Raw genomic sequence first — 15,670 nt, 5'->3', positions numbered from 1 at the left:
AATCCTCCCCGAGCTCGCTCGGGGAGGATTTGATTGAGACTCCCGCCTCAGCCTGTCCAGCTTTGGCACGGCGCCTGCGCGGAGGATGCGAAGCCCCGCCGCCCGGTCTAGGCGCCGGGTCGTGCCAACGAATTATCGCCTGCCTTCAACCGCATACCCAAAGCGCGCCCGCGGCCACTTCGGCCGGCGCCTGGCCGTGCTGGCGCTGGCGATCGCGGTGCCCGCAATGGCAGCGCCCGAGTGGCAGCAATCTTCCGACATCGCCCAGCAAGTCGTGAAGCCGATGGGCTTCGAGACTCCGGGCGAGAGCTTTCCCGGCTCGGCCTTCTATTACCTGGCCGACCAACCGAACTTGCCGGCGACGGCAAGCGGCCGGCCGGTGGACGGCGCGAAACTTGCCCTTCGCCCGTCCACTGGCCGGCTTGATACCAGCCCCGTCGCCAACCCGCTGCACTTTGCCGGCACCGCAACCGACCGGTTGCGGGCCCAGCAGTGCCTGACCCTGGCCATCTACTACGAAGCCGCGAACGAGCCCGACGCCGGCCAGCGCGCCGTGGCGCAAGTCGTGCTCAACCGCGTGGCGCACCCGAACTATCCCAACACCGTCTGCGGCGTGGTCTTCCAGGGCTCCGAGCGCACGACGGGTTGCCAGTTCAGCTTCACTTGCGACGGCTCGCTGGCTCGCAAGCCGGCCCGCCAGTGGTGGGACCGGGCGGCCAAGGTCGCCCGTGCCGCGCTGGCCGGAGCGGTCTACGCCCCAGCCGGACTCGCCACGCACTACCACACCGTACAAATCCATCCCTATTGGGCCGACAGCCTCGCGACTGTCGGCACCATCGGGGCGCACCGCTTCTACCGCTGGCGCGGGGCAGCCGGAACAGCTGCCGCTTTCAGCGACTTCTACCGCGGCGGCGAGCCCCTCGCCGCTCCTCACCCGCGCTCTGTGGTCAACACGCCGGATCCGGCCGACCCCCTCGCACTCGCCCGCGCTTACGAAGCGGCGCTCAAGCAAACCGCGAGAGCCGCTCCGGCCGCCCAACGCGCGCCTGAGGCCGAGACTCGCAGCGCCGAGGCGCTCCCGGCATTGGCCGGGTCCGGACAGGTCCGTGAAGAATATGCTCGCAGCGGACAATGGTTGCGCGAGCCCTGAGTTCTCACGCTGAATTTTTGGTCTGAGTTCAGCAATTTACGAGAGATGGTAAATCTCCGGGCAGGTTCCGGAAACCATTCGTCCAAACCTTCGCTTAGGTGCACAGCCTTAAGTTCCGTCGTCTGGATTCTTGATCGGACGCCGAATGACCATCCGTCTTGCCTTACCTCCCGGTAGACTGCGCCCGCGCCTCAGCGCGGCGGTAATCCGCGAGGTCTGTGGCATTCCCAGTAACGACAACGGCCGCGACGATCAGAGCGATGCCCTGCTCCACGCCGCGCTCCGCCATTTTGCCGAGCACGGCCTGGCCGCGGCCCATCGGGCGCGCAAGCAGGCCGAGGCGGCCTTCTTCGCAGGAGACCGACAGGGTTACGACTGGTGGCTCGAGATATGCCGCGCGCTCGACCGGCGCATGGCGAAAGACCTGGGGTTGGCGATGGCCGAAGAAGCCGCACCCGCGAGCTCGGATCTCAGCGCAATCTGAAGCCATGAGCAGGCCGATGGAACCATCGGCCAACTAAACGGCGCGCTCGGAGAAGCGCGTCACCGCCGGACCCGCCAACCGCGGGACGCGGGAAGGCGTCTTGACGTCATCATAGGAGCAGGCCTGGCGCGCCGTCCAGGCGGCCGGGCACCTACGTGACCGCGGTTACACCCCGCTTAACCACTCGGTGACCTCTTCCAATTAAGGCGACAGTGTCGAGGAGTAAGTCATCCTGCGTCTGGGTCAGATCTTTACGGGTTATTTTGGCGGTGATGACCGCGACGAAGTCGTGCGCCGTAAACTGGTGGATACGCTCTATACCCAGCCGACCAGTCTCGCCGTTGGTGCGATGGCCGGGATCGCCAGCGCCGCGACCGCGATTCTCGTCAGCGAAAACAAGGCGATAAATATTGTCGGCGGCCTGATGATCGTCACGGCATTGTTCCGAGTATTCCAGGCTGGCTGGCATGCGCGCAAGGCTGCCGACGCACTCGACGCCCGCCGCCTCGAAAAGACCTACGAGGTCCTCGCCTACACTTACGCCCTCCTCGCCGGCATTCTGGCAGCGCTGACGGTCTACGACACAACCGGCGGCCACATTCAGACCCTCACGGTCGCCTACGCCCTCGTTTATGGCGTCGGCATTTCGGCGCGCAACGCCGGACGACCGGTGATCGCGGTTGGACAGCTGATCCTCTCCGCCCTGCCGATCATGGTGGTCGGGCCGATCGTGGGTGGGATCGTCTATTACGTGCTTTCGATCACGATGTTCTTCGTGATCTTCGGGGTCATGTCGATCACGTTCAACGTGTTCCGTACTCTGAAGGAACAAATCTTCGCCGCCGAAGCCAGCGCCCAGATGGCCGAGAAGATGCGCGAGCTCGCCCGCACCGACGTCGTCACCGGCCTCGTCAACCGCGCCGGTCTCAATCACGACCTGGCGGAGATGGTCACTAACCTGACCGAAGGAAAACAACTCGCCCTGTTCTGGCTCGACCTCGACCGGTTCAAGGAAATCAACGACACCCTGGGTCACACGATCGGCGACAAGGTGCTGGCCGAAGTCGCCAACCGCTTGCGTTCGTCCACCCCGCAAGCCTCCACTCTTGCCCGCTTCGGCGGGGACGAGTTCATCGTCGTGGCCGAAGTGTTCGACCGTGCCGAGAGCGAGCGGCTGGCCCGTTCGATGAACCACGAAATCTGTCGCTCCGCCCGGATCGACGGCCAGCGCATCGATACCTCGGCCTCGATGGGCGTGGCCCTGCTCCCCGACGACGGGCCGGACATCGACACCCTGATGCAAGGCGCCGACCTCGCGCTCTACCACGCCAAGACCGGCGGCCGCCGGCAGATCTGTTTCTTCGACAACGCGATGACCCGCGACCTCGTGCGCAAGAAGCAGATCGAAACCGAACTGCGCGCCGCCATCCTGCGTGACGAGCTGTCGATCTTCTTCCAGCCGATCGTCGACCTCGAAACCGGACGCATCCGTACCTTCGAAGCGCTGGTGCGCTGGTTCCACCCCGAGAAGGGTGAACTGCGACCCGACGAGTTCATTCCGGTGGCCGAAGAGACCGGCGTCATCATCACCCTCGGCAACTGGATCACCGCGCAAGCTGCCAAAGCCTGTGCCGGCTGGCCGGAACACGTGACAGTCGCGGTCAATCTCTCGCCCGCGCAGATCCGAGCCCCGGGTGCCGCGCTCGGCATCCTCAACGCCCTGCGCGAAGCCAACCTCGACCCGCACCGCCTCGAGCTCGAAGTGACCGAGAGCCTGTTCCTCGACGACAACGACAACACCGCGCGCTTCATGGACGAGCTGGCATCCTGCGGTGTCCGCTTCGCGCTCGACGACTTCGGTACCGGCTATTCCTCGCTCGGCTACATCAACAAGTTCCCGTTCAAGAAGATCAAGGTCGACCGCAGCTTCGTGTCAGGCCCGAACATCGGCAAGAAGAGCGACGCCATCATCCGCGCCGTGGCCGAGATGGGCGCCACGCTAGGCATGGACATCGTCGCCGAAGGACTCGAGACGATCGAACAGGTGCAGGTCGTGCGCGATGCCGGCTGCACGCTCGGCCAGGGCTATTACTTCAGTCGTGCCGTGCCGGACTACCTGGCGGCGATGCTGCTGTCGCAGGAGCAGGACCGCACCAAGGACGGAACCGCGGCCCGTCTCGCAAGCTGAATTCAAGACCGCAGGCCTTCGCCTGTGTCATTGTTCCAATTACCAAATCCCTACCAAAGAATAGCGCTTCGCTCTCTTTAATGCTATTGCGAACTGATATCATAAAAACCTGATGAATCAGGGTTTTTCGCAGTTGCAAACCCCGCCGAGCAGGCCTAGGTCGAGCGCCGAATATCGGGCGCCCTCCCCCTGCGGACGCGGGCTGGCGCCGGACCCGAAAGCCTGAAGCGCCCGCGCAGCTTGAAGGACACGACCAGGACCTATGGCTCGTAAGAAGATTGCGCTCGTCGGCGCCGGCATGATCGGCGGAACCCTTGCTCACCTCGCAGCGAAGAAGGAACTGGGCGACATCGTCCTGTTCGACATTGCCGAGGGTATTCCCCAGGGCAAGGCGCTCGACCTCAGCCAGTGCGGCCCCGTCGAAGGCTTTGACGCCAAGATCACCGGCACCAACGACTACGCCGACATCGCCGGCGCCGACGTGGTGATCGTCACCGCCGGCATTCCGCGCAAGCCGGGCATGAGCCGTGACGACCTGCTCGGCATCAACCTCGGCGTGATGAAAGCCGTCGGCGAAGGCATCAAGACCCACGCACCCGACGCGTTCGTGATCTGCATCACCAACCCGCTCGACGCAATGGTCTGGGCGCTGCGCGAGTTTTCCGGGCTGCCGCACAACAAGGTCGTCGGCATGGCCGGCGTGCTCGACAGCGCGCGCTTCGCCACCTTCCTCGCCTGGGAGTTCGGCGTTTCGGTCAAGGACGTGAACGCCTTCGTGCTCGGCGGCCACGGCGACACCATGGTGCCGGTCACCAGCTACACCACCGTTTCGGGCATCCCGGTCGACGACCTCGTGAAGATGGGCAAGTCGAGCAAGGCCAACATCGACGCCATCGTCCAGCGCACCCGCAGCGGCGGCGGCGAGATCGTCGGCCTGCTCAAGACCGGCAGCGCTTATTACGCTCCCGCCACCAGCGCGATCGCGATGGCCGAAGCCTACCTCGGCGACCAGAAGCGGATCCTCCCCTGTGCAGTCTACGTTGACGGCAAGTACGGGCTCGACGGGCTTTATGTCGGCGTCCCCGCTGTGATCGGTGCGAACGGCGTTGAGGAAGTGGTCGAGATCGCGCTCAACGACGAAGCGAAGGCGAACCTTCAGACCTCGGTCGATGCGGTCAAGGAACTGCTTGTGGCGTGTAAGGGTATCGACAGCTCGTTGGCGTGACGTGGCAAGCTACTCTCCTTCTCGTTTTTTGGGCGAGCTGGGCCGGGCTGCATGCGTCGCTCGGCAAGAAGCGCTTGCTGCGGACGCTTGCCTGTCTGTTGGCGTTGGACATCCTCGTGTTTGCCGCATTTATGGTTTGGCTTCAGGGACAAACTGGCCAACCGTCAAGCGGAGCCGCAGTCGCTCTTGGACTCTTTTTGGGAGTGGCCATTCTGCTGGTTCCGGCAGCAGTGGGAGCCTTCTCCTTTTGGAAACATGGAACAACACGTGCGCTCTAGGCGGCGTGAATCATTGACGAATTCGAAGGAAGTCACATGAGCATCCTGGTCAACAAAAGCACCAAGGTCATCACCCAAGGGATGACCGGTGACACCGGCACTTTCCACACTCAGCAGGCGCTCGACTACGGGACCCAGATGGTCGCCGGCGTCACGCCGGGAAAAGGCGGGCAGACGCATATCGGCCTGCCGGTGTTCAACTCCGTGGCCGAGGCCAAGCACGCCACCGGCGCCACCGCCAGCGTGATCTACGTGCCGCCGCCGTTCGCGGCGGACTCGATCCTCGAGGCGATCGACGCCGAGATCGAGCTGATCGTCGCCATCACCGAGGGTATCCCGGTGCTCGACATGGTGCGGGTCAAGCGCGCGCTGTCGGGCTCCAAGTCGCGCCTGATCGGCCCGAACTGCCCGGGCGTGCTGACGCCGGAAGAGTGCAAGATTGGCATCATGCCGGGCTCGATCTTCAAGAAGGGTTCGGTCGGGGTTGTTTCCCGCTCGGGCACCCTCACTTACGAAGCGGTGTTCCAGACCACGCAGATCGGCCTTGGCCAGACGACCGCCGTCGGCATCGGCGGCGACCCGGTCAACGGCACCAACTTCATCGACGTGCTCGAGCTGTTCCTGGCTGACGACGACACCAAGTCGATCATCATGATCGGCGAGATCGGCGGCAGCGCCGAGGAAGAAGCGGCGCAGTTCCTCAAGGACGAAGCCAAGCGCGGACGCCGCAAGCCGATGGTTGGCTTCATCGCCGGCCGCACCGCCCCTCCGGGCCGCCGCATGGGCCATGCCGGTGCGATCGTTTCGGGCGGCCAGGGCGGCGCCGATGACAAGATCGCGGCGATGGAAGAGGCCGGCGTGCGTGTCGCCGCTTCGCCCAGCGAACTCGGCACCACTCTCGACGCGCTGTTGAAGGAACTCGCCTGACCCTCTCGGATTAGGTCTCAAGGAACGCCCCCATGGGTAACGAAGCGCAGAATTTCCTCCCCGAGCTAGCCGCTCAGGACGGCCCGCAACCCGGGCCGAGCTGGGCCAACAGCCGCTGGCCGCTCGACGATGGCGGCGACCTGACCCAGGCCATGGACCCGACCGCGATGCGGCTGGCGGTCAAGGAAGCCACAGCCAAGGCGGGCAAGCCGGTGGACGAAGGCGCGATCGAACGCGCGGCGGACGATTCCATCCGGGCGATGATGCTCGTACGCACTTATCGTGTGCGTGGTCACCTGGCGGCGGAGCTTGATCCGCTCGGCCTGACCAAGCACGAACTGCCCGAGGATCTGACGCCCGAATACCACGGCTTCAGCGGCGAAGCGCTCGACCGTCCGGTCTATCTCGGCGGTACACTCGGTTTCCAGTGGGGCACGGTGCGCCAGCTGGTCGAGACCCTGCGCAAGAACTACTGCGGCCACGTCGGCCTCGAATACATGCACATCGCCGACGTCGACGAGCGCCGCTTCCTGCAGGACCGCATCGAGGGCAAGGACAAGGTCATCACCTTCACGCCCGAGGGCAAGAAGGCGATCCTGGGCGCGGTGATCCGGGGCGAGGAATACGAGAAGTTCCTCGGCAAGAAGTACGTCGGCACCAAGCGCTTCGGCCTCGACGGCGGCGAGTCCATGATCCCGGCGCTCGAAGCCGTGATCAAGTACGGCGGCCAGCTCGGCGTGCGCGAGATCATCTACGGCATGGCCCATCGGGGCCGCTTGAACGTCCTCGCGAACGTGATGGCCAAGCCCTATCGCGTGATCTTCCACGAGTTCTCGGGCGGCACCGCCAACCCCGAGGATGTCGGCGGATCGGGCGACGTGAAGTACCACCTCGGCACCAGCACCGACCGCGAGTTCGACGGGACCAAGGTGCACATGAGCCTGGTACCGAACCCGAGCCACCTCGAAACGGTTGACCCCATCGTGCTCGGCAAGACCCGCGCGCAGCAGGCGATCCGCGACGACCTGACGCAGCACGAGCAGGTCCTGCCGGTGCTGATCCACGGTGACGCGGCTTTCGCCGGCCAGGGCATTGTATGGGAGTGCTTCGGCTTTTCCGGCGTGCGCGGCTACAACACCGGCGGCTGCCTGCACTTCATCATCAACAACCAGATCGGCTTCACCACCAGCCCGCAGTTCGCGCGCTCTTCGCCCTACCCCTCGGACGTGGCCAAGGGCATCCAGGCGCCGATCCTGCACGTCAACGGCGACGATCCCGAAGCGGTGACTTTCGCCTGCAAGCTGGCGATCGAATACCGCCAGAAGTTCCGCCGCGACATCGTGATCGACATGTGGTGCTACCGGCGCTTCGGCCACAACGAGGGCGACGAGCCGAGCTTCACCCAGCCGCTGATGTACGACCGCATCCGCAAGCACCAGCGCGTGAGCGAGGTATACGCCGACCGCCTGATTGCCGAAGGCGTGATCGACGGCCAGACCGCGCCGCACATGCGCTATGAGTTCGAAGGCCTGCTCAACGGCGAGTTCGACGCGGGCAAGAGCTACAAGCCGAACGAAGCCGACTGGTTCGGTGGCCGCTGGAGCGGGCTGCACAAGCCAGCCGATCCTGAAACCGCGCGCCGGAACATCGAGACCGCAGTCGACCGCAAGCTGTTCGACAGCCTCGGCCGCACGCTGACCACCGTTCCGGACGACCTGCAGATCCACAAGACGCTGGCCCGAGTGATCGATGCCAAGCGGCAGATGTTCGAGACTGGCGAAGGCTTCGACTGGTCGACGGCCGAGGCGCTCGCCTTCGGCAGCCTGGTGACCGAAGGGTTCGGTGTCCGCCTGTCCGGCCAGGATTCCGGCCGCGGTACTTTCAGCCAGCGGCACGCGATCTGGGTCGACCAGCAGACCGAGCGCAAGTTCATCCCGCTCTGCCAGCTGCCGCACGGGAAGTTCGAAGTCTACGACAGCCCGCTCAGCGAATACGGCGTGCTCGGCTTCGAGTACGGCTTCGCTTCGGCGGATCCCAAGACGCTGGTGCTGTGGGAAGCGCAGTTCGGCGATTTCGCCAACGGCGCGCAGATCATCATCGACCAGTACATCGCCGCGGGCGAGGCCAAGTGGCTGCGCGCCAACGGCCTGGTGCTGTTGCTGCCGCATGGCTTCGAAGGCCAGGGGCCGGAGCACTCCTCCGCCCGTCTCGAACGCTTCCTGCAGCTCTGCGCCGACGACAACATCCAGGTGTGCAACATCACCAGCCCGGCGAACTACTTCCACGTGCTGCGCCGGCAGATGCTGCGCTCGTTCCGCAAGCCGCTGGTCATCATGACGCCCAAGTCGCTGCTCCGCCACCCGATGGCCAAGAGCAGCGCGGACGAGTTCGTCGCCACCAGCCACTTCAAGCGCATCCTTTCGGACCGCGTGGAGATCGCCGACGACAAGGTGCGGCGCGTGGTGCTGTGCAGCGGCAAGGTCGCCTACGACCTGATGGAAACGCGCGAGAAGGAGCAGCTCCAGGACGTCACGATCGTCCGCCTCGAGCAGCTCTATCCGTTCCCGGGCGAACCGCTCGCGGCCCGCCTAGCGCGCATGACCAACCTCAAGGAAGTCGTGTGGTGCCAGGAAGAGCCGAAGAACAACGGTGCCTGGTTCTTTGTCGACGGCCAGATTGAAGACGCGCTGACCGAGGCCGGACACAAGGGCATGCGCCCGAGCTACGCCGGCCGCGACGCCTCGGCCTCGCCCGCTACGGGCCTGGCCAGCCGGCACAAGGAACAGCAAGAGGCGCTCGTCGCCGAGGCGCTCGGGTTGTGATTGGGATCAATTCTCGTCCGTTCGTGTCGAACGGATGTTCGGACTTTGGGATGGTGCACGATGGCCGTTGAAGTGAAGGTCCCCACTCTCGGGGAATCGGTGACCGAAGCGACGATCGGGGAGTGGCTGAAGAAGCCTGGCGACCCGGTGAAGCTGGACGAGCCGATCGCGAGCCTCGAAACCGACAAGGTCGCGGTCGAAGTGCCAGCGCCAGTCGCTGGCGTGATGGGCGCGTACAAGGTTCAGGTGGGTGAGACCGTCGAAGTCGGCGCGGTGATCGCCACGATCGAGGACGCGCAGTCCGCCGGTGAGACCGTCCAGGTCGCCGAGCGCGAGCAGCAGCAGCCCGCAGACCAGGTGCCGCCCGCCCCGGCCGTGGCCCCGACGCCCGCGTCCGACGATCATGGCGACAGCGGCACCACGCTCTCGCCTGCCGTGCGTCGCGCGGTCCTTGAACACGGTGTTGACCCGAGCTCGATCAAGGGCACCGGCAAGGACGGCCGCCTGACCAAGGAAGACGTGCTCTCCGCCGCCAAGGCCAAGAAGGACGAGCCCGCGCCGTCCGTCTCCCAGGCCGCCCCTGCTCCAGCCGCCACCGGCGAGCGTCGCGAAGAGCGGGTCAAAATGACCCGCCTGCGCCAGACCATCGCCCGCCGCCTCAAGGGCGCGCAGGAAGAAGCGGCGCTGCTGACCACCTTCAACGACGTGGACATGACCGCGGTGATCGAGGCGCGCGAGGCCTACAAAGACCTCTTCGCCAAGAAGCACGGCATCAAGCTCGGCTTCATGAGTTTCTTCGCCAAGGCCTCGTGCCTGGCGCTGAAGGACGTGCCCGCGGTCAACGCCAAGATCGAAGGCGACGAGATCGTCTACCACGATTACGTCGACATTTCGGTCGCGGTCAGCGCCCCGAACGGCCTGGTCGTGCCGGTAGTGCGCAACGTCGATGCCATGAGCTTCGCCGAAGTGGAGCAGGCGATCGCCAACTACGGCCAGAAGGCCAAGGACGGCTCGTTGACCATGCCGGACATGTCGGGTGGCACCTTCACCATTTCCAACGGCGGCGTGTTCGGCAGCCTGATGTCGACCCCGATCATCAACCCGCCGCAGAGCGCCGTGCTCGGTCTGCACCGGATCGAGGATCGCCCGGTCGCCCGCAATGGCCAGGTCGTCATCCGCCCGATGATGTATCTCGCGCTGAGCTACGACCACCGCATCATCGACGGTCGCGAGGCCGTGACCGCGCTCAAGATCATCAAGGAAGCCATCGAGGATCCGATGCGCTTGCTGATCGACCTTTAAGGTCGTGCGCCGTTCGTGGTTCGGCAGGCTCACCACGAACGGCAGACGTCACGGCAAGGCAATTGCCGTTCGTCCTGAGCCTGTCGAAGGGCGAACCCGCGCCACGGAGGCCTCATGGCTGAATACGATTACGACGTTCTTGTCATCGGTGCCGGTCCCGGCGGTTACGTCGCGGCCATTCGCGCGGCACAGCTTGGGCTCAAGACCGCCTGCGCCGATAGCCGTGAGACGCTCGGTGGCACTTGCCTCAACGTCGGGTGCATTCCGTCAAAGGCCATGCTGCATGCCTCCGAATACTTCGAAGCCGCGGCTAGCGGCGCGATGGCCAAGCTAGGGGTAGAGGTCACGCCCAAGCTCAACCTGGCGACCATGCACGGCCAGCGGCTCGATGCGGTCAAACAGTTGACCGGCGGGATCGAATACCTGTTCAAGAAGAACAAGGTCACTTGGGTGAAGGGCCTGGCGAAGTTCCAGGACACGCACACCGTGGACGTGGGCGGACAGAAGGTCACCGCCAAGAACATTGTCATCGCCACCGGCTCCTCGGTCACCCCGCTCCCAGGCGTCGAAGTCGACAACTTGAAGGGCATCGTGGTCGATTCCACCGGCGCGCTCGAGCTCGCTTCGGTACCGAAGAAGATGGTCGTGATCGGTGGCGGCGTCATCGGGCTGGAGCTCGGCAGCGTGTGGCGCCGGCTTGGCTCAGAAGTTACCGTTGTAGAGTTTTTGGACCAGCTTCTCCCGGGTATGGACGGCGAGGTCCGCAAGGAAGCGGCCAAGCTGTTCAAGAAGCAGGGCATGGAGCTGCGCCTTTCGACCAAGGTCACCGGCGTCACGGTCAAGGGCAAGAAGGCCACTATCACGCTAGAGCCCTCCGCGGGCGGCACCAGCGAGACGCTAGAAGCCGATTGCGTGCTGGTCTCGATCGGTCGGCGGCCCAACACTGAGGGCCTCGGTCTCGAAGCTATCGGCCTCGAACTCAACAAGCGCGGCCAGATCGAAACCGACCACGACTTCCTTACCAAGGTGGATGGAGTCTGGGCCATCGGTGACGTGATCCCCGGCCCAATGCTCGCCCACAAGGCCGAGGACGAGGGCATTGCCGTCGCCGAGAACATTGCCGGACAGACCGGCATCGTGAACCACGCCGTGATCCCGAGCGTAGTCTACACCATGCCCGAGATCGCGGGCGTGGGCCTCACCGAAGAGCAGGCCAAGGAGGCCGGGCACGAGGTCAAGGTCGGCAAGTTCCCGATGCTCGCCAACAGCCGCGCCAAGACCAACCACGAGCCCGATGGCTTCGTGAAAGTCGTCGCCGATGCGAAGACCGACCGAGTGCTCGGGGTGTGGATCATCGCCTCGGTCGCCGGCACGATGATCGCCCAGGCTGCGCAAGCGATGGAATTCGGCGCCACCAGCGAGGACATCGCTTACACCTGTCACGCCCACCCGACGCACTCGGAGGCTTTGAAGGAAGCGGCAATGGCGGTTCAGGGCAAGCCGATCCATATCTGAGGGACCGGCGCGTAATGAAAAAGGTCGGCCTCTGGATCGCCCTTGGCCTGGCGCTTGCCGGCACGAGTTCCGCGCAAGCGCAGCCGGCCGACCTCGCCGCCGCGCGGGCCCAGCTCGATGCTCTTCTCGACAGGACTTATCCTGAGCTCGAAGCGCTTTACCGCGATATCCACGCCCACCCCGAACTGGCAATGCACGAGACACGCACCGCCGCGCTGCTCGCCGGCCAGTTGAGGTCGGCGGGCTTCGAAGTGACCGAAGGGGTCGGTGATACCGGCATCGTCGGCGTGTTCCGCAACGGTGACGGTCCGACCATTCTGGTCCGCACCGAACTTGATGGCCTGCCGATGGAGGAAAAGTCCGGCCTCCCCTACGCCAGCCGCACCAAGCAGAGCTTCGAAGGGGCCGAGACCTTCACCGCCCATAGCTGCGGGCACGACATTCACATGGCGTGGTGGGTCGGCGCGGCGAGAGCGCTGGTGGCGATGAAGGACAAGTGGCACGGCACCTTGCTGTTCATTGGCCAACCCGCCGAGGAGAATCTGGGCGGCGCCCGTGCCATGCTCGCCGACGGATTGTTCGAACGGTTTCCCAAGCCGGACTTCGGCTTCGCCGCGCATGTCAGCAGCGAGCCCGCCGGCACGATCTACTTACGCTCTGGCGCGGCGGGAGCGGCTTCCGACAGTTACGAAATCACCTTCCACGGCCGCGGTGGCCACGGCTCGATGCCGAGCGCGACCATCGATCCGATCGCCATGGGCGCGCACTTCGTCAGCGACGTGCAGACCGTCATCAGCCGCGAAAAGGATGCCGCCGCCTTTGGCGTGCTGACTATCGGCGCGTTCCAGGCGGGTACCGTCGCCAACATCATCCCGGACGACGCGGTGGTGAAGGTCAACATGCGCTCGCATTCGCCCGAAGTGCGTTCCTTGCTGACCGATGGAATGACGCGCACCGCCAAGGCCGTCGCGTCAATGGCGCGGGCTGAAGAGCCGACCATCAGCTACCTCGGCGGCACGGCAGCGCTGATCAACGATGCCAGCATGGTGCAGCAGGCAGCAACGGTACTGAAGCCGCTCTACGGCGAGCAAGTGCAACTCGTGCCTCCGACTGCCCCGCCGGTTGCCGCCAGCGAGGACTTTTCGGAGTTCGTGTCAGCAGGCGTCCCGTCGTTGTTCTTCGGCATAGGCGGCTACGATCCGGAGCCGATCGCTCAGGCCCGCGCCAGCGGCACGCCCCTTCCCGTCAACCACTCGCCCTACTTTGCGCCGCGGCCCGATCCCACTATTCGCGCAGGCGTCAGCGCTATCGTGATGGCAATCGTCGGTGGCGTGCGACCCGAGACCGCTGCACCTGGAAACGCCCAATGACCCTGCGCCCGTTCCACCTCGCCTTCCCGGTCCACGACCTCGAAGCCGCCCGCGCCTTCTGGGGCGGGACTATCGGTTGCCCGGAAGGGCGCAGCAGCAACGAGTGGATCGACTTCGACTTCTACGGCCACCAGATCGTCGCGCACCTGGCCGAAGCTGCGGGTGACACCGCCTCTAACCCAGTCGATGGCCACGACGTCCCGGTGCCGCACTTCGGCATCGTCCTCACCCTGGAAGATTGGCAGGCCCTGGCCGACCGCCTCACCGCCGCCGGCACCGCATTCGTCATCGAACCGCACATCCGCTTCAAGGGCCAGCCAGGCGAACAGGCGACGATGTTTTTCCGCGATCCCAGCGGCAATGCGATCGAGATGAAGGCCTTCCCCGACCTGGGACAGCTTTTCGCCAAGGATTGACCCGCGGTCGTGGGGTTCCTAAGCCCCACAGCGTGAGCAAGCTCATCTTCTGCACCCAAGCCGCGGGCCGCCAACAGGCGGTATCGCGGGTGTGCGTGCGGACGGTCCGCGGGTAACCAGCCCGCCTCCTCCCAGCCTCACCCGGCCCCACCTGGCCGGACAGCAAACCGGTCGGACCTTCCCGAACAGGAACGACCCCAATGATTTCCCCATATTCCGAGTCTGATATCGAGCGCATCGCCGCAGGCGTGCTCGACCGGACGCATCCTTATGCCGAGTGGACCCACGCCGCGCATTTCGCCACGGCGCTGTGGTTGCTGCGCCATCCGGACGTGCTGTTGCAGCACGGAGGCATGGGGCCAATCATCCGCGGCTATAACGATGCAGTCGGCGTGCCCAACACCCAGACCCGCGGCTATCACGCCACGATCACCATCGCCTCGCTGCGCGCGACGGCGAGCTTCCTGGCCGAAGCGGGGCCCGATGCCGAACTGGCGCCGATCCTCGAGCAGTTGCTCGCCAGTCCGCTGGGCCAGTCTCGCTGGCTACTGCCCTACTGGACCGAGGCCCGGTTGATGAGCCGCGTCGCCCGGCGCGAGTGGGTCGAGCCCGACCGGCTGCCCCTGCCCTATCCACCGCTCGCTCCTGAGCTGCTGGCGGATCGCACCATCCCGGAGTAACTCCTCGCCATGGCACGACTTCGCATCATGCAGCAGTTCGCACGCTGGCACATCTGGCTCGGCTGGCTGGTAGGCTTTCCGATCCTGATGTGGACGGTGACCGGGCTCTACATGGCGGCACGGCCAATCGAGGAAGTGCGCGGGGATCAGCTGCGCGCCGAACGATCCGTGATCGACCCGGCGGCCGTCAGCTTTCCCTCGACCCTGGGCGAACCGATCCGCGAAGCACGCTTGGTCTCGCTGCCGAGCGGGCCGGTCTGGGTCATCACCTCGGCCCAGGGAAGCGTCTGGCGGTATTCCGCAGACGGAAGCGCAGCCCTGCCTCCTGTCGTGAAGGACGAGGCCGGCAGGATCGCCGACACGGCCTATGCCGGGAAAGCGGCTCGTGAAGCCGTCACCTATTTCCCGCCGGGCGAGGCTCCGAACGATGCCCGCTCCAAGGCGGCGGTCTGGCAGGCCACCTACGCCGACGGTACGCACGTCTATATCGACGACGCGACTGGCGAGGTTCTAGCGCTGCGCACGCCGCAATGGCGGCTCTACGACGTGATGTGGGGACTGCACATCATGGACTTGCAGACCCGGGAGAATGCGCATCACCCGATTCTGATCATATTCGCCGCTCTCTCCGTGTTCGGAGCGATGCTCGGCTGCACTCTGCTGTTCCGCCGGCGCAAGGCGCGTGTGAAGGCATGACGCCACCGCCAGCCCTGCCCCCGCTGCTCGACCTCGCCGGTATCGCGGTCTTCGCGCTCAGCGGCGCGCTGCTGGCCGCGAAGATGCGGCAGACGATTGTCTCGGTGATATTCTTCGCCCTCGTGACCGGCGTAGGCGGTGGCTCGGTGCGCGACCTGCTGATCGACGCGCCGGTGTTCTGGGTGCGCGATCCGTGGGTCGCGCCGGTGATCCTGATGATCGCCTTCATCACCTGGTTCACGCCGAGCCGCTGGTGGGACGGCAAGATGCTCGATTGGGCCGATGCCGTCGGCCTAGCGGTCTATTCGGTGCTGGGGACGGCCAAGGCGCTCGCTTATGGCGTGGCGCCGGTACCGGCTATCCTGATGGGCGTGATCACCGGGTGCGTCGGCGGCATCATTCGCGATGTCCTGGCGGGGAGGCCCTCGATCCTCATGCGGCCGGAGCTCTACGTCACAGCGGCGGCGCTCTCCGCCTCACTGTGCGCGCTAGGGACGCTGGCGGGATTGCCGCTGTTTCCGGTCTGGGCTGCTGCCGCCGCCGCCGGGTTCTGCCTGCGTGGCGCGGCGCTGATCTGGAATATCGAGCTGCCCGCTTATTCGCGGGATCCATAACGC

General features: G+C 65.3%; 13 protein-coding genes. All 13 read left to right on the top strand.

All coding sequences use genetic code 11. The features are described 5' to 3' along the window. Positions 1–121: 121 nt before the first annotated feature. The gene (locus ASD76_RS02670; RefSeq protein ID WP_235506473.1) at positions 122–1,150 is read left to right on the top strand and encodes a cell wall hydrolase; all 1,029 of its coding nucleotides are present in this window, start codon (positions 122–124) and stop codon (positions 1,148–1,150) included. Between the two features lie 145 nt (positions 1,151–1,295). Beyond that, positions 1,296–1,634 (top strand): hypothetical protein, encoded by a 339-nt coding sequence (locus ASD76_RS18515; protein WP_200943031.1) that lies wholly within the window; start codon positions 1,296–1,298, stop codon positions 1,632–1,634. Positions 1,635–1,923: 289 nt separating this feature from the next. Beyond that, positions 1,924–3,822, top strand: coding sequence for a putative bifunctional diguanylate cyclase/phosphodiesterase (locus tag ASD76_RS02660; protein WP_235506471.1), 1,899 nt, complete (start codon positions 1,924–1,926; stop codon positions 3,820–3,822). A 262-nt stretch (positions 3,823–4,084) separates the two neighbouring features. Beyond that, the gene (gene mdh / locus ASD76_RS02655; protein WP_055918113.1) at positions 4,085–5,047 is read left to right on the top strand and encodes a malate dehydrogenase; all 963 of its coding nucleotides are present in this window, start codon (positions 4,085–4,087) and stop codon (positions 5,045–5,047) included. 314 nt (positions 5,048–5,361) lie between these two features. Further along, positions 5,362–6,252 carry a succinate--CoA ligase subunit alpha gene (sucD, locus tag ASD76_RS02645; protein WP_055918107.1) on the top strand — a complete coding sequence of 297 codons (891 nt, stop codon included), beginning with the start codon at positions 5,362–5,364 and terminating at the stop codon, positions 6,250–6,252. Between the two features lie 32 nt (positions 6,253–6,284). Continuing rightward, entirely contained in the window at positions 6,285–9,074 is a 2,790-nt protein-coding gene (locus ASD76_RS02640) for a 2-oxoglutarate dehydrogenase E1 component (protein ID WP_055918104.1), read from the top strand. Positions 9,075–9,134: 60 nt separating this feature from the next. Further along, complete coding sequence (gene odhB / locus ASD76_RS02635) at positions 9,135–10,376, top strand: 2-oxoglutarate dehydrogenase complex dihydrolipoyllysine-residue succinyltransferase (RefSeq protein WP_055918101.1); 1,242 nt, start codon at positions 9,135–9,137, stop codon at positions 10,374–10,376. Between the two features lie 114 nt (positions 10,377–10,490). Then, positions 10,491–11,891: a dihydrolipoyl dehydrogenase gene (gene lpdA, locus ASD76_RS02630; RefSeq protein ID WP_055918096.1), complete on the top strand. Its 1,401-nt coding sequence runs from the start codon at positions 10,491–10,493 to the stop codon at positions 11,889–11,891. A 14-nt stretch (positions 11,892–11,905) separates the two neighbouring features. Then, entirely contained in the window at positions 11,906–13,261 is a 1,356-nt protein-coding gene (locus ASD76_RS02625) for an amidohydrolase (RefSeq protein WP_055918091.1), read from the top strand. Then, positions 13,258–13,677 (top strand): VOC family protein, encoded by a 420-nt coding sequence (locus ASD76_RS02620; protein WP_055918088.1) that lies wholly within the window; start codon positions 13,258–13,260, stop codon positions 13,675–13,677. Before ASD76_RS02625 ends, ASD76_RS02620 begins: the two co-directional genes overlap by 4 nt. A gap of 200 nt (positions 13,678–13,877) precedes the next feature. Continuing rightward, positions 13,878–14,357: a hypothetical protein gene (locus ASD76_RS02615; protein WP_200943030.1), complete on the top strand. Its 480-nt coding sequence runs from the start codon at positions 13,878–13,880 to the stop codon at positions 14,355–14,357. A 9-nt stretch (positions 14,358–14,366) separates the two neighbouring features. Next, complete coding sequence (locus ASD76_RS02610; RefSeq protein ID WP_082553566.1) at positions 14,367–15,053, top strand: PepSY domain-containing protein; 687 nt, start codon at positions 14,367–14,369, stop codon at positions 15,051–15,053. Beyond that, complete coding sequence (locus ASD76_RS02605) at positions 15,050–15,667, top strand: trimeric intracellular cation channel family protein (RefSeq protein WP_055918083.1); 618 nt, start codon at positions 15,050–15,052, stop codon at positions 15,665–15,667. Before ASD76_RS02610 ends, ASD76_RS02605 begins: the two co-directional genes overlap by 4 nt. Positions 15,668–15,670: the final 3 nt, after the last annotated feature.

It is taken from the genome of Altererythrobacter sp. Root672 (assembly GCF_001427865.1).
In the GTDB taxonomy this organism is placed as follows: Bacteria; Pseudomonadota; Alphaproteobacteria; order Sphingomonadales; family Sphingomonadaceae; genus Croceibacterium_A.
Note: the sequence above shows the minus strand (reverse complement) of the source record. Positions and strands in the feature narration are given on the sequence as shown.

Excerpts from the sequence above, each read along its gene's own strand:
- ASD76_RS18515 (WP_200943031.1), top strand. The coding sequence starts at position 1,296 with ATGACCATCCGTCTTGCCTTACCTCCCGGTAGACTGCGCCCGCGCCTC.
- mdh (WP_055918113.1), top strand. The coding sequence starts at position 4,085 with ATGGCTCGTAAGAAGATTGCGCTCGTCGGCGCCGGCATGATCGGCGGA.
- sucD (WP_055918107.1), top strand. The coding sequence starts at position 5,362 with ATGAGCATCCTGGTCAACAAAAGCACCAAGGTCATCACCCAAGGGATG.
- ASD76_RS02640 (WP_055918104.1), top strand. The coding sequence starts at position 6,285 with ATGGGTAACGAAGCGCAGAATTTCCTCCCCGAGCTAGCCGCTCAGGAC.
- odhB (WP_055918101.1), top strand. The coding sequence starts at position 9,135 with ATGGCCGTTGAAGTGAAGGTCCCCACTCTCGGGGAATCGGTGACCGAA.
- lpdA (WP_055918096.1), top strand. The coding sequence starts at position 10,491 with ATGGCTGAATACGATTACGACGTTCTTGTCATCGGTGCCGGTCCCGGC.
- ASD76_RS02625 (WP_055918091.1), top strand. The coding sequence starts at position 11,906 with ATGAAAAAGGTCGGCCTCTGGATCGCCCTTGGCCTGGCGCTTGCCGGC.
- ASD76_RS02620 (WP_055918088.1), top strand. The coding sequence starts at position 13,258 with ATGACCCTGCGCCCGTTCCACCTCGCCTTCCCGGTCCACGACCTCGAA.
- ASD76_RS02615 (WP_200943030.1), top strand. The coding sequence starts at position 13,878 with ATGATTTCCCCATATTCCGAGTCTGATATCGAGCGCATCGCCGCAGGC.
- ASD76_RS02610 (WP_082553566.1), top strand. The coding sequence starts at position 14,367 with ATGGCACGACTTCGCATCATGCAGCAGTTCGCACGCTGGCACATCTGG.
- ASD76_RS02605 (WP_055918083.1), top strand. The coding sequence starts at position 15,050 with ATGACGCCACCGCCAGCCCTGCCCCCGCTGCTCGACCTCGCCGGTATC.